The sequence below is a fragment of the Gemmatimonadota bacterium genome (assembly GCA_041390125.1).
Taxonomy (GTDB): Bacteria; Gemmatimonadota; Gemmatimonadetes; order Longimicrobiales; family Gaopeijiaceae; genus JAGQIF01.
In genome coordinates, this window is sequence record JAWKQN010000002.1 from 380,848 (window position 1) to 400,786 (window position 19,939).

The 19,939-nt window shown below is 70.5% G+C and carries 13 protein-coding genes; 4 read left to right on the forward strand and 9 right to left on the reverse strand.

The window, feature by feature from the left end:
* Positions 1-62: 62 nt before the first annotated feature.
* The 5 genes from R3E98_01475 to R3E98_01495 all read right to left on the reverse strand — a co-directional run bounded on the left by R3E98_01475 (position 63) and on the right by R3E98_01495 (position 7,771).
* Positions 63-2,294, reverse strand: coding sequence for an amino acid permease (locus R3E98_01475; protein MEZ4422053.1), 2,232 nt, complete (start codon positions 2,292-2,294; stop codon positions 63-65).
* Positions 2,295-2,376: 82 nt separating this feature from the next.
* Entirely contained in the window at positions 2,377-4,266 is a 1,890-nt protein-coding gene (locus R3E98_01480; protein MEZ4422054.1) for an EAL domain-containing protein, read from the reverse strand.
* Positions 4,267-5,397, reverse strand: a complete 1,131-nt coding sequence (locus tag R3E98_01485) for an FIST C-terminal domain-containing protein (GenBank protein MEZ4422055.1) — start codon at positions 5,395-5,397, stop codon at positions 4,267-4,269. It abuts the gene before it with no gap.
* A 239-nt stretch (positions 5,398-5,636) separates the two neighbouring features.
* A complete protein-coding gene (locus R3E98_01490; GenBank protein MEZ4422056.1) occupies positions 5,637-7,142 on the reverse strand; it encodes a serine hydrolase in 1,506 nt (501 codons plus the stop codon).
* Positions 7,143-7,288: 146 nt separating this feature from the next.
* Positions 7,289-7,771: a fasciclin domain-containing protein gene (locus R3E98_01495; protein ID MEZ4422057.1), complete on the reverse strand. Its 483-nt coding sequence runs from the start codon at positions 7,769-7,771 to the stop codon at positions 7,289-7,291.
* A gap of 150 nt (positions 7,772-7,921) precedes the next feature.
* Between R3E98_01495 and R3E98_01500 the strand changes: the two genes are divergently transcribed.
* Entirely contained in the window at positions 7,922-8,845 is a 924-nt protein-coding gene (locus R3E98_01500) for a MerR family transcriptional regulator (GenBank protein ID MEZ4422058.1), read from the forward strand.
* 19 nt (positions 8,846-8,864) lie between these two features.
* On the opposite strand, the gene R3E98_01505 is transcribed toward R3E98_01500, so the two are convergent.
* From R3E98_01505 to R3E98_01520, 4 genes are read right to left on the reverse strand one after another with little or no spacing between them, the layout of a single operon-like run.
* Positions 8,865-11,198: a cation:proton antiporter gene (locus R3E98_01505; protein MEZ4422059.1), complete on the reverse strand. Its 2,334-nt coding sequence runs from the start codon at positions 11,196-11,198 to the stop codon at positions 8,865-8,867.
* 26 nt (positions 11,199-11,224) lie between these two features.
* A complete protein-coding gene (locus R3E98_01510; GenBank protein ID MEZ4422060.1) occupies positions 11,225-12,913 on the reverse strand; it encodes a sodium:solute symporter in 1,689 nt (562 codons plus the stop codon).
* A 3-nt stretch (positions 12,914-12,916) separates the two neighbouring features.
* Positions 12,917-13,120 carry a hypothetical protein gene (locus R3E98_01515; protein MEZ4422061.1) on the reverse strand — a complete coding sequence of 68 codons (204 nt, stop codon included), beginning with the start codon at positions 13,118-13,120 and terminating at the stop codon, positions 12,917-12,919.
* A gap of 42 nt (positions 13,121-13,162) precedes the next feature.
* Positions 13,163-14,566 (reverse strand): class II fructose-bisphosphate aldolase, encoded by a 1,404-nt coding sequence (locus R3E98_01520; protein MEZ4422062.1) that lies wholly within the window; start codon positions 14,564-14,566, stop codon positions 13,163-13,165.
* 180 nt (positions 14,567-14,746) lie between these two features.
* Here R3E98_01520 and arsN2 point away from each other — a divergent pair, with 180 nt between their 5' ends.
* The 3 genes from arsN2 to R3E98_01535 all read left to right on the forward strand — a co-directional run bounded on the left by arsN2 (position 14,747) and on the right by R3E98_01535 (position 19,935).
* Positions 14,747-15,223, forward strand: a complete 477-nt coding sequence (arsN2, locus tag R3E98_01525) for an arsenic resistance N-acetyltransferase ArsN2 (protein ID MEZ4422063.1) — start codon at positions 14,747-14,749, stop codon at positions 15,221-15,223.
* Complete coding sequence (locus R3E98_01530; protein ID MEZ4422064.1) at positions 15,220-16,644, forward strand: amidase; 1,425 nt, start codon at positions 15,220-15,222, stop codon at positions 16,642-16,644. The genes arsN2 and R3E98_01530 overlap by 4 nt, the downstream gene beginning before the upstream one ends.
* 258 nt (positions 16,645-16,902) lie before the next feature.
* Positions 16,903-19,935 (forward strand): SusC/RagA family TonB-linked outer membrane protein, encoded by a 3,033-nt coding sequence (locus R3E98_01535; GenBank protein ID MEZ4422065.1) that lies wholly within the window; start codon positions 16,903-16,905, stop codon positions 19,933-19,935.
* The last annotated feature ends 4 nt before the right edge of the window (positions 19,936-19,939 follow it).

The following is a 19,939-nucleotide window of genomic DNA, read 5'->3' on the forward strand; positions in this document are numbered from 1 at the left end:
AGGCGGCCCCTCCTTCGGGTCTACGCGGGTTCTCCACGGTCCTTCTCCCTTCCCGACACCAGCTACTCGATCTCGATCGGCCGCGCCGCCGACACCCACAGGATGTCGCGCAGGTCCTCGTGTCGTCGGAAGAGCTCGCTCCCCTTCTCCCGGCGACGCGACTCGGTGAAGCCCAGGATCACCAGGTCGGCATCCGCCGAGTGGTTCCGCACGAGCCGGCTGAAGTCCACGCGATCGTCCGTCGCGATGACCTGGACGTTCTTGGGGCTGATCTGCAGCCGCCCCTCCTGGATCATCCGGGTCAGCTCCGTCGTGCGCTCGGGCGCCTGGTGCTCCGGGAAGGCCGCGTACACGCGGATCTCCCCCTTCTGCCATTCTGGGTGGCCCAGGAGGATGTACGCCAGCAACACCATCAGATTGGCGTTGCGGTAGTCGTGCCAGGTCAGCCACACGTGGATCGTGCGCCGATTGCCGAAGAAGTTCTCCCCGTGGCGCAGCACCAGCCGGTTCATGTGGGGCACCGCGGCGAGCGTCAGCCCACCCTGCAGCTCCTCCAGCACGCTCGTGGGATCGTGGATGGAGAACTCGAACAGGATGGTGTTGTTCTCGATACCGGACACCCCGGGGATCTGGAGACTCTGCGCCAGCGCCGAGGCCATCGAGGGACTGATGATGGTGTCGACGAAGATCTCGCCATAGCGCTCGCCGGCGAGCTCGAGCAGGCGGCCCTTCACCTGGGCGGCCTCCTCGAACGTACGACGATCCAACCGGCCCGGGATGTAGTGCAGATAGGTCCCGAAACCGAACCGGTAGCAGAGCCAGGTCAGCAGCCGCAGCGGTGAGCTACGGTCGAACGTTCGCGGCGTGATGGTGATGACGCTGGGCCGCCAGTCCTCCGCAGCCGCGCCGCTCTGCATGCGGATGTGGAGATAGCGGCTGGCCTGCGCCATCACGCCGCCGAAGATGGACCCCAGGTCGTCGCGGCCGGGGGCGGCCCGGCTGATGAGGCCGTACAGCGCGGCCATGAGCACGATGGCGACCACCGCGTAGAGCGGGTCCATCTGGAACATCAACAACACGCTGACGAGCGCACCGGCCAGGCTGAGGTACCACTTGGAGCGGAAGCTCGGGCGGTACGACGGACGGGCCGCGAAGTGCTCCAGGAAGGAAATCGCGCACAGGGCGCCGTATGTCACCATGAAGAACATGGAGATGACGCGTGCCACCAGGTCCACCGAGCCCAGCAGCGCCACGCCCAGCGCGACCACGGCCGTGACGACCGTCGCGCTGCGGGGCTCGTTCTCGCGGCCGACCCCGCGGGCCAGCAGGGCGTTGAGGCGCCGGACGGGCAGCAGGTCGTCCTGGGCGATCGCCTGCAGCGTGCGCGGCGCCACCAGGATGGAGCCTACCGCGGACGACAGGGTGGCGCAGGCGAGCCCGACGGGGATGATGGGCCCCCACAGCGCGATGTGCTGCATGGCCAGGTCCCCGACCAGCACGTCGGGTGCGGCGCTGCTCGCCATCTTCCAGACGACCGCCACGTAGATGGCCATCCCGGCGCCCGTGGCGCCCAGGATCCCGAGCGGAATGGACCGTCGGGGGTTGGCCAGGTCTCCGGACAGCCCGACGCCCGCCGTCATTCCGGTGAAGGCCGGAAAGCAGATGGCGAACACCAGGATGAACGGGTCCGGATCGTCGACATGCGCGAGCAACCCGCCCGGGTCCCCCAGGGTCGCCCCCTCGGCGGGACCGAGGAAGAAGAGCAGGAGCGACACGCCGAGGACGGCCGCCACCACGTAGAGGGCCTTCACGCCCAGGTCCGCACCCCGTAGCACCACCAGGACGGACAGCCCGATCGTGGCCGGGACAGACACCAGGCGGGGATCGAAGCCGAAGCCCAGGGAGGCCAACCACGGGATCAGGGGGCGGAAGGACTCGGCGAACGCGATGAGGTAGAAGCCGACCGACACCGCCTGCGACAGATAGAGCGAGATGCCGATGGCCCCGCCGATGGAAGGCCCGAACGAGCGGGAGACGATGAAGTACTCCCCGCCGCCCTCCACCCGACGGTTCGTGGCGATCTCGGCCAGGGCGAGCGCGGTCGGGACCGTGACGGCATGTCCCAGCAGGATCACGCCGAGCGCGCCCAGCAGGCCGAGGTTCCCGACGGCATAGCCGAACCGCAGGAACAGGATGGCCCCGAGGATCGTGCTGAGGCTCGCGAGGAACACGGGGCCGGTACCGAAGCCGTGCCCGCGCTCGGCGGGCGGAGGGACGGTGCCGGCGTCGGTCATCGGGGCCAAGATGCCGGAAGGGCCCCCTCAACGTCCAGGGTCGGCAACGCGCGATCTGCGCGCGCGCCGCAGGCGTGACGCGTCAGGCGCTGCGGGCCGCCGCCACGGGGTGCAGGTCGGCGGGAGGGCGGGCGAGGCGCTCCATGAACTGGTCGGGCGTCTCGGGACGACCGAGCGCGAAGCCCTGGATGGCGTCGCATCCCACCTCGCTCAGGATCCGCACCTGCTCCATGTCCTCGGCCCCTTCGGCCACGACGTTGAGGTCCATGGAATGGGCCAGCGCGACGACGGTCGCCACCAGCTCCCGGTCCTTGGGATCGGTCTGGACGTTGCGGATGAAGGAGCGGTCGATCTTCAGCGTCTTGATCGGAAGCTCGCGCAGGTGGCGCAGGGAGGAGTAGCCCGTCCCGAAGTCGTCCAGCGCCACGCGGATCCCCATCATCGCCAGGGAGTTCACCGTCCGCAGCCCCTGGGAGCCCGTCTGCATCAACTGCGACTCGGTCACCTCCAGCTGGAGGCGCTCCGGGGTGACGCCCGCTTCGTCCAGGATCTCCAGCACCCGCCGGTCCAGACCCACACGTTGGAGCTGGCGGGGCGACACGTTCACGGAGACCCGCAGGCCCTCGTGTCCGGCGTCCGACCAGCGCCGCGCCTCGGTCAGGGCCTTGGCCAGCACGTACTCGCCGAGCTCGTCGATCAGCTCCGACTCCTCGGCGATCGGGATGAAGCGGCCCGGCGGGACCGGCTGACCCCGCCGCGTCCAACGCGCCAGTGCCTCGCCTCCCACCACCCGTCCATCCTGCGCGCACACGATCGGCTGCAACGCGATATCCACCCGACCTTCGCGCAGGTCGGAGCGCAGCTCGTTCTCGAGGATCAGACGCTCGTAGCTGTCCGCGTCGATCTCGCTGCGGTAGAGGTCGAGCGTGTTCCGGCCCCGATCCTTGGCGCTGTAGAGCGCCGCGTCCGCCTTGCGCAGCAGCGTCTCCCGATCCTGTCCATCGGTGGGATACATCGCCACGCCGATGCTTGCGGTCACATGCAGCCGACGGCCTTCCAGCTCGAACTGCGGGCGCATGGACTCCAGCAGCCGCTCGGCGACCCGGCGGGCGTTGTCCGCCGAGCGGATGTTCTGGAGCAGGAAGACGAACTCGTCTCCGCCGAAGCGCGCGAGCACGTCGCCGCTGCGGCCGTGCTCCTGGAGACGCAGCGCGACCTCGCGCAACAGCTGATCCCCGGCGGAGTGCCCCAAGGTGTCGTTCACGTTCTTGAAGCGATCCAGATCGATGAACAACAGGGCGAAGACGGTCCCCGTCCGCCGGGCGCGCGTGAGGGCCACGCTGAGCCGGTCCTCGAAGAGCGCCCGGTTGGGCAGGCCGGTCAGCGCATCATGATAGGCGAAATGCCGGATCGTCTTCTCGGCCTGCTTGATCTCCGTGAGGTCGTGGAAGCTCCACACCCGTCCCAGGCCCTGGTGGGGTAGCCCGCTCTGGGCCCGGCTCGTCAGCTGCAGGAAGCGCCCGTCGCGCAGCTCGAGCACGGCCGTCACCAGCTCGCTCGAGTCGCGAACCGCCTGCCGCACCGCCATCTCCAACTCCTGGGCGCGCACCAGGCGCTGTCCCAGCACGCGGATGAGCTCGGTCCCGTCGCGCACGATCTCGTCGGCTCCCATGCGCCACAACGCCTCGAAGCGCCGGTTCCAGCGCACGACCGTACCGTCCCCGTCGATGACGAGAACGCCGTCCTCCGTCGAGTCGAGCGTCGCCTCCAGCAGCGCCACGAGCTCCCGCAGCTCCGAATTGGACTCGTTGAGCTCGGCGGAGCTCAGGTCCAGCGCACGCTCCAGCGTGGCCCGGTCCGCGTCGGACTGTTCGTAGGCCTTGGAAACGGCGTTCAGCAGGTCGGACAGCTCGGGGGTGATGCGCACATCCCCGAGGGCCCGCTTGAGCTGGCGGCGCAGGAGCGGATGCACTCAGACCTCGGCAAACGTGGTGATGGTCATGGTCTGGTTGTGCAGCTCGCACCCGCCGGGCTCCAACAGCGGCGAGATCTCACCGTACGAGTAGAAGCCGGTGAGCGCGGCCCGGGCCCCGAGGACGTCGCGCACCACCTCCACCTCCTCCTCGATGCGTTGGTCGAGCACCAGCTTGCGACCCACACAGGAGATCAGGATCGCCAGCTCCGCGGGGGTGCCGTCGAGCGTATCGAAGGCGTACCGGGCTGCTCCTTCCGCGCCGTCGATGAGACGCTCGAAGTTGGCCTTCATCAGGCGGGCCCACGACCCCTCGGGGATGTCTCCCGCGAAGGTCATGGTCTGCCGCTCTTCGTCCACCGCCAGGATCGTGCGCACGAGGGATCCCTCGCGACCCTCCGTGCGGATGCTCAGCGGGAACATCAGCGCGCTCGACGGCAGCTCCCTGGCGTGCTCCCCCAGGTACTTCTTGTAGAGCGCGAGCGCGCTGCGGCCGTCGAGCTCGTGGAGCACGTTGCCCTCCGCGCGCGTGACGAGGCGCTCCGGGCCGAAGGGATCCCAGCCGCTCAGGCACCCGTGGCCCACGCGCAGGCGATCACCGTAGAAGCCCACCACGACCACCGTTCCATCCCGGGCGTTCGTTCCGTCCACCACCACGGTGCGCTGGAAGTACGCGGCGTCGCCGGAGAGGCCGCCGGTCACCAGCGTCCCGGGAGGAAGCACGGCCCGGAGGCCCCGGGCCAGATCGCTGCCGTTCACCGAGATCCCTTCCGACAGCACCATCACCGACCGGATGCCTTCGGGGGGTAACGCGGTCGCGAGGCGGCGGCCCAATGCCTCTGCGTCGGGCGCCTCGCCGATCCGCGCGGACGCCGTGCGGACGTGCGAGGACTCGAACCGGACCGCCGAAGCGATGACGGTGCCGTCGGTCACGGCGACATCGAGGATCTCGCCGGCGGTGGAGCATCCCACCAGGGGCGTCCCCGGTTGGCGCGCCGCCAGCTCCTCCAGCACGGCCCCGGCCTCGAGCGGCTCACGGGCTCCGAACACGAGGACCAGGTCGGCTCCCTCCGGGCCGAGGTCGCCCGACCACCCCTGCGTTGGCGTCCACTGCGCCTGTTCGACCTTCACATCGCGCTCCTTCTCGGCTCACGACCGATCTGCCGTCCCCTCCGGGAGTATCGGCAGCCGATCCCGGAGACCGGAGCGCAAGGAGCGGACCCGGGCCGGACGGACGTCCGGTCCAGCGGAAGGCCCGTCCCACGAGGCGGGTCGGCCCTCGGTGCGGAACGATCTGCCGGGCCGACGGAGGAATCCTCCGCCCGCGGAGGATCAATCAGCCGGGCCGCTCGCGGGGTGGGCGGTGGGCGTCAGGGCACCCGCGGCAAGGAGTACCCACCGACCTCCAGCGCCACCGCCTCGTCGCCGCGCACGCGGAAGGTCACGCGCGTGGTCCCACGCCACCGCGTGGCCCAGACCGCTTCGAACGAGTCCCGCTCCCAGTGCTGGAGCGGACCTTCGAGACCTCCGTAGCGCACCGCGAGCCCTTCGCCCACGCTCCGCACCTCCACCCGCCCGTACAACGGGTCGGCGTAGGTGCCCGCGTAGGCGGACAGGGGAAGGCTGGGCACCGTCCCCTCGGCGCGCTCGGCCCGCGCCCGGGCGGCGGCCGCCTCGCCTTCGCGCTCCAACCCGTCATAGAGCGTCAGCAGCTCCGCACTCCAGTCGCGGGGCGGATCGGCATCGAACAGATCGAACACGCGGTACATGAGCGCATGTCGAAGCTCGGCGTGATCGCGGTTCGCGAGCACGTACACACCTACGCCCTCGTCGCGCAGGAGACCCGCGATGGCCACCATGCCGTCGATGCTCCCCGTGTGGAAGTCGACCTTGCGGCCCTCGTAGTCGGCCTGGAACCAACCGAGCCCGTAGGTCGTCCAGTGGGGCTTCGTCAGGCGCTGGGTCGGATAGAAGTCCTCCGGCTCCACCAGCGCATGCGGGGTGAAGAGCCACGCCACGGTTTCGGGGCGGAGCAGCGCCTGCCCGTGTGGCGTGCGACCGTCGGCGAGCAGGAAGCGCAGCCACCGCGACATGTCCTCCACGCTGGACCAGATGGAACCCGCCGCGGCCACGGGGTCGACGCTGGCGTTGTCGATCTGCTGCACGGAGCCGTCCATACGGAAGTGCGGGCGGGCGACGTTGGCTTCGCCCTCCACCGCCGCGAGCGTCGTCCGGGTATCGTCCATGCGGAGCGGGTCCAGGATGCGCCGCTGCACGAAGGTCGCCCAGGGCAGCCCGCTCGCCGCCTCGACCAGCTCGCCGGCCGCGGCGTACATCAGGTTCTGGTAGACGAACCCCGCACGCATCGAGTACGCCGGCTCGACCAGGCGCATCCGCTCCAGGATCTCGCGCGTCCCGACGTCCTGCTCGTACCAGAGGAAGTCGGTGTTCCCGAGCCCCGCATTGTGGGTCAGGAGGTCGATGACCCGGAGCTCGCGCGTCACCCACGGATCGCGCAGACGGAACCAGGGAAGGTGGTCGATCACCGGGTCCTGCCAGTCGACCCGTCCCTCCTCGACGAGCATCGCGATGGCGGCGGCCGTCATCGCCTTGGTGGTCGAGCCGATCGCGAAGCGTGTGTGGGCATCGACGGGATCCTCCGCGCCTACGACCAGCGTGCCATAGCCGCGCGCGAAGAGCAGCGAATCGCCCCGGACGACCGCGACCGCCAGGCCCGGCACCTCCCAGGCGCGCACGGCTTCGCGCACGTAGCGGTCGAACGCGTCCACCGGGAAGGCCTGGGCGTCCAGCGCGGACGGCCGCAGGAGGGGGAGGAGGACGAGCAGAAAGACGACGAGCGCGCGGATCTTCGACATGGGCTCTCCGGGGGAGTCGGACGCCGGCCACGCTGCGGAGCGGAGCGGTCGGGGTCAAGCCCATGCGCGAACGCGGTGGCCGGAGCACCCGGCCACCGCGTCGGCGGGCGAGGCGCGCGCGCCTCGGCCCGAGCGTCACACCCGGCCTACGAGGAGGGGAGGATGACCTTGTCGATGACGTGGATCACGCCGTTGCTGGCCATGATGTCGGTCGTGACGACGTTCGCCTCGTCGATCATGACCTTGCCACCGGAGACGGTGATGTCCGCCTCCTGACCGTTGACGGTGGTGGCCTCATCGAGCTTCACCACGTCCGCCGCGGTCACCTTCCCGGGCACCACGTGGTAGGTCAGGATGGCCGTCAGCTTCTCCTTGTCCGCGAGCAGCGCCTCGAGCGTGCCCGCCGGAAGCGCGGCGAACGCTTCGTCCGTCGGGGCGAAGACCGTGAACGGCCCTTCCCCCTTCAGCGTCTCCACCAGACCGGCGGCCTCCAGCGCGGTCGCCAGCGTCGTGAACGAGCCGGCCGCGACCGCCGTCTCGACGATGTCCCTGGACTGGGCGTCGACGGCGACGGCGTCGGCCCCGGCGAACGCGATCGCCAGTGTGAGCAACGAGATCGTCTTCTTCATGGATGGTTCTCCGTGGTGCCGGAGGAATGGACGGAAGAGCATCGGATGTTGAACAACTGTTGTACATGGATTGTACAATCTATGTCCAAGTCTTGTCAACGGGGTGTCCAGGTCTACATTGAGGCATCCTGCCCCCCGCCCCCGATGCCCATGAACCGCCATCCCATCCGCGTCGCCGCCCTCCGGGCCGGCCTCTCCCCGGCCGCGCTGCGGGCCTGGGAGCGACGGTACGCCGCCGTGGTTCCGGAGCGGACCGAAGCTGGACAGAGGATGTACACGGACGCCCAGGTGCGCCGCCTGGAGCTCCTCCGGCGCGCGACCGAGGCGGGGCGGGCGATCCACCAGATTGCCGGCCTGACGGACGAGGCCCTGGAGGTGCTGGTGGCCGGTGACGTCCTGCCGCCGATCCCGGGGGCCCAGGTCCAGGCGCCCACGCCTCCGCGGACGGCCCAGGAGACGGTCGAACGGGCCTTCGCGGCGGTGGAGGGCCTGGACGGTGCCCGGTTGGAGCGCGTGCTGCGCCGGGCCGCGCTGGCCCGGGGTCTACAGGGCGTCGCGGAGCAGGTCTTCCATCCGCTGAGCGTCCGCATCGGGGAGGCCTGGGCGGCGGGCACACTCGGCCCCGCACACGAGCACCTGGCCAGCGCCACGCTGCGCCGCATCCTCTCCTGGATGATCGACGCGGCGCAGCCGTCGGACGGGAGGGGGCCGACCATCGTCGTGGCCACCCCGACCGGCGAGCGCCACGAGATCGGCGCCATGATCGTCGGCGCCACCGCGGCGCAGGAGGGTTGGCAGGTCGTCTATCTCGGTCCCGATCTGCCGGCGCCCGACCTCGCCGACGCGGCTGTTCGCGTCGGCGCTCGCGTCGTCGCGGTCAGCCTCGTCCGCGCCGACGCGACGTCGATGCCCTATCTGCTCGCCCTGCGCGGCGCCCTGCCGGAGGGCACCGAGCTGGTGGTGGGAGGCGGAGCGGCGGGCGGGACCACCATGCTGCCGACGGGCACCACCCACGCCCCGGATCTCGACACCTTCCGGGCGCGGCTGGCGCAGTGGGCGCGGCGCCCCGACTGAGGCCGAGGGGCGAGCGCCGTCAGAGGAGCTCGCCGTCGACGAAGCACCAGCCCCAGGTCTCTCCCGGCTCCAGGGAACGCATGAGCGGGTGGCCGGTGGCTTCGTGGTGTGCCGTGGCGTGCTTGTGCTGCGAGGAGTCGCAACAGCCCACGTGACCGCAGGTCAGGCACATGCGCAGGTGGACCCAGCGTGCGCCGATCCGCTCACACGCCTCGCACCCGGCGCTGCGGCGCTCGACCGGCTCGATGGCGTCCAGGTGCGTGCAGCGCGCGTCCGCCCGAGGCTGGAAACGCTCCGAACGACCCGGGGCGGGTGCCTCTGTGCGCGTCGCGACGGCGCCCGCCCCGTCTGCGGCTCCGCGGAACCACTGCGCGGCCTCGAGGAGCGCACCCGCGCTCCCCTGGATCTCCAGCTCGTCGCCAGCGGCGATGCGCGGCTCCGCGTCGAGCGCGAGCGTCCGGCCCCCGCGTCGCACCGAGCGGACCTCGAAGGGCACCGCCTCCAGCTCGCGCAGCGTCCGGCCCACCACGGGCGTGTCGGGGCGGACCCGCACGGTCCGCAACTCGAAGCAGTCGGCGTCGAGGCGGCACGGCCCCATCCCGTCCCCCTGCGCCGAGGGATCGCGGAGGACGTGATAGTTGCCGTTGCGGACCGCCTCCTCGTGCGCCCGCATCTCTCCCGGCGCCACCTGGTACGTCTCGAGGATGTCGTGGAAGAGGCGCACGATGCTCTCCATCTCCTCCGCCACCACCCGGTCCGCGCCCGCGTGCGCCAGCCCGTCCGCCTCGGCCGTGAAGCGCGTCCGCACCAGGACCCGCATGGTCGGTCCCAGCTCGCGGGCCACCGCCAGGATCCGGTGCGCGGCGCCCGGATCGTCGTCGGGGACCACCATCATCTTCGCGCGCGGCACGCCGGCGAGCTCCAGCGTCCGCCGCCGGCTGGGATCTCCGCGCAGCACCGGCAGCCCATGCGCCTCCGCATCGTTGGCCGCGACGGGATCCAGCGTCACGATGAGGAACGGGATCCCGGACCCCTGCAGCACGCGCACCAGCCGGTGGCCCGCCGGACCGTACCCGGCCACGACCACGTGATGGGTGAGGTCGGGGCCGTGGCCGCCGCCCTCCGTCGCGGCGAGCCGCGCGCCTTCCCGGGCCCGGGCGCGGGCCCCCCACCGGGCGGCCAGCCGCCGCCCGGCCGAATTCAGGACGGGGGTGCCCAGCATCAGCAACACCGTCGCCGTGATGAATCCCTGGGAGCCATCCTCCCCGAGGCCGAAGGGTGACAGCCCGGCCGCGCGGCCGGTGCGCTCGAGGACGAACGAGAACTCGCCGACCTGGGCCAGCAGGAACCCGACGCTCGCGGCGAGCGCGGCGGGAAAGCGCAACGCCGCCACCGCCGCGGCAGTGGTTCCCACCTTCACCACCACGATCGCCGCCACGATGGCCAGCACCAGCGGCGCGTTCGCCAGCAGGAAGCGGAGGTCCAGCAACATGCCCACCGACACGAAGAACGTCGCGTTGAACAGCATCTGCAGCGGGAGGATCTCCGTCATCGCGTGCTCGCTGAAGTCGCTCTCGCTCACGATGAGGCCCGCGAGGAAGGCGCCGAGCGACAGGCTCACCCCCAACGCGCTGGCCAGCCAGGCCGTGCCGAAGCAGATGGCCACGACCGTGAGGAGGAACAGCTCGGGTGAGCACGTGCGCGCCACGCGCTCCAGGACCGGGGGCATGAGGCGCCGCGCCAGCAGGAGCGCCACCGCCACCATGACGCCGGCCTTGGCGAAGGCGCCGAGCACACCGCCCGCGCCGGCGGTCTGCCCGCCCAGGGCCGGGACAGCGAGCACCATGGCGATGATGGCGAGGTCCTGGAAGATCAGCAGACCGAGCGAGACCTGCCCGCGGTCGGTGTCGGTCTCGGCCGCGTCGGCCAGGAGCTTGAGCACGAGAACCGTCGAGGACAGCGAGACCAGCAGACCCGTGTAGACGGCGGCCCGGCCCGGCACGCCGAACGCGAGACAGGCGCCGGCGGTGACCAGCGTGGCCAGGGCCACCTGCAGGCCGCCGCCGCCGAAGATCAGGGTCTTGATGCGGGCCAGCTTGGCGAGGCTGAACTCGATCCCGACCGTGAAGAGCAGGAGCACCACACCGATCTCGGCGCCGGCATCGACGAGGGCCGGATCGCGGACCAGCCCGAGACCGTGGGGACCGATCACGACCCCCGTGACCAGGAAGCCCACGATGGGCACCAGGCCGAACCGCTGGAAGACGTAGGCGATGAGCGCGCCCGCCACGACGAGCACGGCGATCTCGCCGAAGAAGGCGGGGGCGGTGCCCGCTGCGAGCGCGAACAGCATGGTAGACCCCTCGGCGGACGGTCCGGTCAGGCGGGCGTGAGGGGGCGGCCGCTCCCGCCCAGGCTCAGGACCCACCCGACGGCCACGACGGTGAGCGCCCCGATCACGTTGTGCCACAGGAACGAGACCGACGGCGCCAGGAAGCTCACCAACCCCACCGCGGTCATTCCGGACAGCAGGCCCACGAACGCCCCCACGGCCCGCGCCCGCGGGATCATGGCGAGCAGGAAGACGCCGAGGATGGACCCGTAGAAGAAGGACCCGAACCGGTTCACCACCTCGATGAGCGAGCCCAACGTGGCCGCATACGTGGCCACGAAGCAGGCGAACGCACCCCAGAACGCCGTCGCGATCTTGGAGACGTTGAGGAAATGCTCGTCACTGCCTTCGGGTTTCACCCAGCGGCGGTAGAAGTCGATGACCGACGCCGTGGACAACGAGTTGAGCTCGGCGGCCACGGAGGACATGGCCGCCGCCATCACGCCGGCGATGAAGAGGCCGGTGAGCCCGATCGGAAGCTCGTGCAGCACGAACGCGGGGATGATGTAGTTGACGTCGCGGGAGGACTCCCCGGTGACCTCCTCCGCCAGCGCGAGCGCCTCCGCACGGACCACGCCCACTTCGGCCTCATGGGCCAGGAAGGCCTGCATGGCGGAGGACTCCGTGGTGCCGTCCCCGGCGGAGCGCGCGTCCGCCACCTGCCGGGCCGCCGCCTCCCGCTCCGTGAATGCGGTCTCGAAGCGCGCCTCGAGCGTGGCGTACTCCGCCCCGGCCTCCGCGCGCACGGCCTCCTCGTGTGCCGGATTGAACAGCAGGGGCGGCGTCGTGAAGAGATAGAAGAGGAAGACGCCGACGCCCACCAACAACACCAGGGCCTGCAGCGGGATCTTCCAGTACGCGCTCATCAGCAGCGAGGAGCGCGCTTCGTCCACGGAGCGGGCCGTCAGGTAGCGCTGCACCTGGCTCTGATCGGTGCCGAAGTACGACAGCATGAGGAACGTGCCGCCGAGCACACCGGACCAGAACGTGTACGTCTCGTTGACGTCGAACGTGAAGTCGAAGGTCTGCAGACGTCCCGTGGCTCCGGCGATGCGCAGGGCGTCGTCGGGGCTCACGGGCATGTTGAGCACCAGGACGACGATCACGGACACCAGCGCCACGACGATCAGGACCATCTGCTTGACGTCCGCCCAGGTCACGGCCTGCACGCCGCCCAGCACGGTGTAGATCACGGTGGGTACGCCGATCACCAGCACCGACCAGGACAGGCTCCAGCCGAACACCGCCGAGAAGACCACGGCCGGCGCCGCGATGATGGTCCCGCAGGAGAGGCCGCGCGAGATCAGGAAGAGGAAGCTGGTCAACGAGCGCGTCTTCGCGTCGAAGCGGCGCTCCAGGTACTCGTACGCCGTGAAGACCTTGGAGCCGTGCAGGAACGGGACGAGGGTCACCCCCAGGATGACCATCGCCAGGGGCAGCCCGAAGTAGAACTGCACGAAGCGCAGACCGTCGGTGGCCCCCTGCCCCGTGGTGCCGATCATCGTCACTGCGGACAGCTGCGTGGCCATGACCGACAGACCCACGGCCCACCACGGTAGGCTGCGGTTCGCGAGGAAGTAGCCTTCGATCTCGCGTGTGCCCTTGGCGCGGCGGATGCCGTCCCACATGACGTAGCCGACGTAGCCGACCACGATCACCCAATTCAGAGGATGCATGGATCAGCTCCCGTAGGCGGTCTGGAGCAGCCAGAGCAGCGCCAGCGTCACCACCTGGACCGCGAGCACGCGCACCAGCGTCCGCCGGAAGCGCGCCCGGGCCGCGCCGGGGGCCGGAGCTGTGGAGTCGGGGGTGGCCATGGGCGCCGGTGTACGGGAGACGAGGAAGGGCCCGCCGAGCTTGGGCAGCCCGGCGAGCCCACGCAAGCGGCTCGGCGGAACGGTGCGCGGGGGCCTCCCCGCGACAGGTCAGTCGCTCAGGTCGGCGTCGTCGGGAGCGGCGCTCACCGTCACGTGCCCTGGCGTGCCCGGCCGCGGGCGATGGATCTGCAGCGGCTTGACCGTGCTCCGCACCGCGGCCCGGGTCCCGCCGATCGCCAGCTGGGTGAACAGGAACGTGAACTTGTCGTCGTACGCCTTGCCCAACGCGTCCAGCACGTCCGCCGGCAGGTCCCAGATGTCCGCCTTGAAGGGGCCGAGCGCCTTCTTGCGGCTCTTGTAGAGGAACTGCTCGTCGGAGTCCTTGGCGCCCCGCTCCGAGGCCAGGTTGTCGCGTACCCAGCCGTAGATGCGCTCCCGCAGGTCCGCCGGGAGGTGGTCGTAGAGCATGTTCTGGAAGTTCGTCGCCAGGTGGATCTCGGCGGTCTCGGTGCGCGGGAAGTTGTGGAAGGCGTCGTCCGGGAGCGTGGAGGCCCCATGCTGCACCGCGCCCGACAGGCCGTACTCGTCGCGCGCCACGCGCGAGAGCTCCTCAAGGGTGTTCAGGTCCAGCTTCACGTCCGCGATGGAGCCGTCCGCGAGCACCACACCCCCGTGGGTCGTCCCCGACTGCACGGAGATCTTCGACAGCCCCGCCGCCCCCGGAAGCTGGTCGGCCAGCACGCGGTTGTAGCCGTCCATGAAGGCGCGCAGCTCCGGAACCGTGCTGTTCTGGCTGCCGACCTCGCCGATCTCCCCACCGATCGAGACGGTCACGCCGTCGGGCTCGAGCTCGCGGATCGTGCGGGTCAGCTCCGCACAGATCTCGTAGTTGAGGCGTTGCTGGTCGTCCAACGTCGACTGGTCCAGGTCCACCAGCGTGGAGGTGTCCACGTCGATGTTGTAGAAGCCGGCATCGAGGGCCTCGTGGATCAGCTGCTTGACGGCGTCCACCTCGGCGGTGGCGTCCTGCGCGTACTTCTTGGCGTTGACCTGGAAGTGATCACCCTGGATGAAGACCGGTCCCCGGAACCCCTCGCGCAGCGCGGCAGCGAGCAGCACGCTGACGTACTCCTGAGGTCTCTGCGCCGTGTAGGCGATCTCGGAGCGGGCGATCTCCAGGATGAAGGCGCCCGCCTCCATGCGCTTGGCCGTGCGGAAGATGGAACGGGCGGTCTCGTAGGTGGCGCCGCGCACGTTGATGGCCGGCACGGTGAAGCCGCCCACCTCGCCCCGGCCCCGGGCCAGGTAGAGGTCGTGGATGGAGGCGGGCCGCACGCCCACGGCCTGGCCCAGCTCCCAGAGCAGCCAGCGCGCGTCCGCCCGCTCCCCCTCCTCACCGAAGACCGCATCCCGGACCAGGGCGTCCATGGCTGGCCCCGCCAGCGCGGCGGCGTCGTGGACGGTGACGGTGCTCTCGTCTACGGTGACGGCGTCGTCGAAGTAGCTCTTCATGGTCTCGGCGGAGTCGGAAGGCGGGGCGCGAACGGGCGCGGGGGGCCTGGCAATTGTGTCGGATCGGCACCGGCCCGCACAAGTCCGCGCCGGGCTTGCTCCTGCGCCTTGACAGAGCCCCACGGCCACGGCGTACCCTCGTCTCCGGACTGCCCGATCCACCCGGTTCCCGAGGACCCGATGACCGCTGCGCCCCGCCCCCCGGAGCAGGCCCGACCGATGGTGGGGCCGGCATCTCCCACCGATCGGTCCGCGGTGGAGGCGCTGCTGAAGGCAGCCGCGCTCCCCCTGGACGGGCTGGACGACGCCTGGGCCAGGCTGCTGGTGGCTCGTGACGACCAGGGGGCCGTCGTCGGCGCCGCGGGACTCGAACGCCACGACGACGTGGGGCTGCTCCGCTCGGTGGTGGTGGCGCCCCGCTGGCGCGGCCGGGGCGTCGCAGGGGCGCTGTGCGCGCAGGTCATCGCCCGGGCGCGGGGGGAGGGGATCGGCGCCATCCATCTGCTGACCACCACCGCCGAGGCCTGGTTCGCCGCTCGCGGCTTCCGTGCCCTGCCGCGCTCCGACCTGCCTGCGGCGCTGGCGGGTTCGGCCGAGCTCACCGGGGCCTGTCCGGCGTCCGCGGTCGCGATGGTGCTGGAGTCGGGGACACCGTGAGCCTCCTGGAGCGTCCCCTCGCCGACATCGCCCGGGCCGTGGAGACCGGTGCCGTGCGCCCTACCGCCCTGGTGGAGGAGGCGATCGAGCGCCACCTCGACCGGGACGCCCGCTTCGGCGCCTACCGCACGTTCGACCCCGAGCACGCCCGTGCCCAGGCTCGCGCGGTGGAGGCCCGCCGGACCCGCGGACAGCCGGGGTTCTTCGACGGCATGCCGGTGTCCGCCAAGGACCTCTACGGGGTGGACGGCCTGCCCACCTTCGCGGGGACCGCCCGCCGGCTCCCGGTCGAATGGGAGCGCGAGGGCTTCCTGATCTCCACGCTGCGGGCGCACGGGGCGGTGGTCATCGGCAAGACGCACACGGTGGAGCTGGCGTTCGGGGGAGCGGGGCTGAACCCGGTGGCCGGCACACCGGCCAATCCGTGGGACGCCGACGTTCACCGGCTGCCGGGTGGATCCTCCTCGGGCGCGGGCGTGAGCCTGGCGGAGGGCTCGGCCGTGATCGCCCTGGGCACCGATACCGGGGGCTCCATCCGCATTCCGGCTGCGCTCACGGGCGTGGTCGGCCAGAAGCTCACCCAGGGCCGCTGGTCCACGGACGGGGTGGTTCCCCTCTCGGCCACGCTCGACACGGTGGGCGCGCTCACCCGCTCGGTCGCGGACCAGATCCACCTGTTCGGCGCCGTCGATCCGGAGTGCGAGGGCCCGCTCGCGCTCGAGCGGGCCCTCGCCGGCACCTCGGTGCGGGGGCTCCGGATCGGTGTGCCGTCCTCCACGGTCTGGGAGGAGGCGGAGGCGGGGGTGGTGGCGGTGGTGCGGGGTGCGCTTCGCGAGCTCGAGGCGGCGGGCGCCCGACTGGTCGACCTCGACGGCGCGCCGTTCGACGACGCGAGCCGCGCCTACCTCGAATCGGGGCTGGTCGCCGCCGAGTGTGCAGCGTTCCTGGACGATCGGCTCGCGGACTGGTGGCCCCTGCTCCATCCGATCGTGGGCGCGCGCGTGGCGCCCGGCCGTGACGTGACGGCGGAGGCGATCGAGCGGATCCGGACGGCGCGCGTGGCTGCGGCCCAGCGCGCCCGGGTGTGGATGGCGGAGGTGGACGCGGTGGCCGTCCCGTCGGTCCCGTTCACCGCACCCCCCGTGGACCGCGTGCAGACGCTCGACGCGTACGTGCCCGTCAACCGCGCCTCGCTCCGGGCCACGACGCCCGCCAGCTGGCTGGGTCTGTGTGCCGTCTCCCAGCCGGCGGGCCTGGATGCGCAGGGGTTGCCGGTGGGGCTCCAGTGGATCGCCGCCGGCGGCGACGACGTGCGGCTGCTGGGTCTCGCACACGCGGCGGAGGGGGTGTTGGGGACGCCCCGGGAACGCCTGGGCGAACCCCCGCGGGGACAGTCGAGGGCCGCCGACAGGGGCGTGTGAACCGATCGGACGGCCGCCCAAAGGGCCGCGTGAACCGATCGGACGTCCGTTCGATTCACGCTCCTTCCTTGTATTGTCGGTAGATCCGGGTCAGATTGCCTACGACCCAGGCGGTTGCCACTCCTTGCGGAAACCTCCTGAGCGCCAAGGGCTCCCGGCCAGAACGCCTCGGACCGGTCCCGTGCAGCAGTTGCGTTCAGATCCGGTCCGTCGTGGCTCCGCCTCTCCACGTCCCTTGCGGAACAAAGAGGAGACGCCATGAACGCCACCGGCGTCCGAACGCTGTTCGGGGCTCTGGCCCTGGCAGCCACGGTCGGTCTGGGTGCTGCGTCGCTGGACGCGCAACAGGCCACTGGCAACATCCGAGGGCAGATCACCGACGCGGTGACCATGCGCCCGCTGCCCGGAGCCCAGGTCCTCGTGGTCGGTACCGGCCGCGGCGGGCTGGCCAACAGCAGCGGCCAGTATCTCATCCTGAACGTCCCCACCGGCTCGCAGGTCGTGCGGGTCGAGCTCATCGGGTACGGCGTCGTCGAGCAGCAGGTGACGGTCGCGGCGGGCCAGACGGCCTCCGTCGACTTCTCCATGGGCCAGCAGGCGCTGGAGCTCGACGAGATCGTGGTCACCGGCACGGCCGGCCAGACCCAGCGCCGATCCATCGGCAACTCCATCCAGAAGTTCGAGGCCGCCGAGGTCACCGAGGCGGTACCGGTCGTCAGCGTGCAGGAGCTCCTGCAGGCGCGCACACCGGGACTGAGCCTGGTGTCCAACGGGGGTGGCGCCGGAGACGGGTCGCAGATCCGCCTGCGCGGATCCGGCTCGCTGGCCGGTCGCTTCGAGCCCGTCATCTACGTGGATGGCGTGCGCATCGAGAGCGGCAACCAGGACGGGCAGTGCGGCTCCGTGGTGCACTGCACCAACGCGCTCGACTTCCTGAACCCGAACGACATCGCCTCCATCGAGGTGATCAAGGGCCCCGCGGCGGCCACGTTGTACGGCGCCGAAGCCGCGTCGGGCGTGATCCAGATCATCACCAAGAAGGGGCGCCCGGGCACCGGCATCCAGTGGACCGCCAGCATGGATCTGGGCACGTCGGACTGGACGCTGGAGCGGCCCATCACCTACTGGCAGTGCACCCAGTCCAACGTGAACGACGCGGTCCGGTTCCCGGGCTGCCAGGGTGTGTCTCCCGGGACGGTCCTGCAGGACGATCCCATGACCCGGCATCCGAACGCGGTGCGGGGCAACGAAGGGTCGAGCGATCCCAACGGCCCCGGCCAGTACGCCTTCAACCTGTCGGCGCGCGGCGGTGGGGAGCTGTTCAACTACTTCATCTCCGCCGAGAAGGGCGACGAGCAGGGCGTCTTCCTGAACAACTTCGCCCGGCGCACCGGCGGCCGCGCCAACTTCGGCTTCACGCCGACCGAGAAGCTGAACTTCAACGTCAACGTCGGCTACGTTCGGCAGCACATCAAGCAGCCGCTGTCGAACAACTCGTCCAACTCGGTGTTGCGCAACGCGTATCGCGGCCGCGCCGGCGCCACCAGTGATCCTTGGGAGCAGGGCTTCCGCGGATTCGGGCCCGAATTGGCCAACGACTACGATCTGCAGACCCGCGGCGAGCGCTTCACGCTGGGCGCCACCATCAACTACGAGCCCACCTCCTGGTTCTCGAACCGGCTCGTGGTGGGCATGGACCGGAACGACCGTGAGGTCACCGAGTTCTTCCCGATCGACAACACCGGGTTGGCCCCCTGGGGCGCCACGGCCGCGACCGGCACCATCGACATCTTCCTGCCGGACGTGCACACCTGGACCGTCGACTACTCCGGGACCGTCAACACCGACCTGAGCGAGAACTACAGCTCCGCCTTCAGCGCGGGGATGCAGCTCAACGCGCGGAAGTTCGAGTCCTACACCACGGTCGGTGAGGGCCTGGTCGCGAGCCAGATCAACCTGGTGGGTTCGGCGGCCAACACCCGCGCGCAGCAGGACCTGGAGCAGCAGACGTCGCTCGGGTTCTATGTGCAGGAGCAGGTCGGGTTCAAGAACCGGCTGTTCGCCACCGCCGCCGTGCGCGTGGACGACAACTCCGCGTTCGGGAAGGACTTCTCGCTGGTGGTCTATCCCAAGGCCCAGCTGTCCTACGTCATCTCCGACGAGGACTTCTTCGAGGTCGACTGGATCGATCAGCTCAAGCTGCGCGGAGCCTGGGGTCAGGCGGGCAGCCCGCCTGCGCCGTTCACGGCAGACCGTACGTTCGACGCCGGCGTGACCACGCTCGGTGACGCGGTCGTGAACCTCCTGCGGCCGTCCTCCTACGGCAATCCGGATCTGAAGGCCGAGACCGGCTCCGAGCTGGAGATGGGCTTCGAGGCCTCGTTCCTGGACGGCCGGATGGGCCTGGACTTCACGTACTACAACCAGAAGACGCGCGACGCCCTCATCGAGGTGCCCGATCCGCCGTCGTCCGGGTTCAGCGGCGTCCACCTGACCAACGTGGGTGAGATCGCCAACAGCGGGTTCGAAGTGCTTCTCACGGCCACGCCGCTCTACACGCGCAGCGTGCAGTGGGACGCCACGGTGGCGTACTCCAGCAACAGCAACGAGCTGGTCACCTTCGGCGACGCGCCGATCGATCAGATCGAGTTCGGGTCGTTCGCCACGGTGCAGCGCCACATCGAGGGCTATCCCCTGGGTGGCTTCTGGAGCACGGATGTGGTCCGTGACGCGTCGGGGCAGCCGGTGCTCGACGGAAGCGGCGACGTGACGGTCGCATCCGACAAGGAGTACGTCGGTCCGGCCCTGCCCACGCGCGAGATCGCGTTGACGAACACGTTCACGCTGTTCGACAACGTGCGGCTGTTCGCGAACCTGGACTACAAGGGCGGCCACTACCAGTGGTGCGCCATCTGTTCGGTCCGGAGCCGCATCGACCAGAACACGCTCCTGGTCAACGACCCCAACTCCGATCCGGTGGACGTCGCGGTCGCGAAGAGCCTCCAGACCAAGACCTGGATCCAGGAGGCGGACTTCATCAAGCTGCGGGAGATCTCGGCCAGCTACCAGCTGCCGGGCGACCTCGTGAGCCGGGTCGGCCTCGGGACGGCGGCGATCACGCTGTCCGCCCGGAATCTGTGGATGTGGACCAAGTACGAGTTCGACCAGGAGGGACTGGGCTCGCCCGACCCCGAGGTCAACTTCAACTCGCTCGCCGAGTTCAACCGCACCGACTACGCGTCGATCCCGATGCTGCGGACGTTCGCGCTCAGCGCGCGCGTCTCGTTCTGACGAG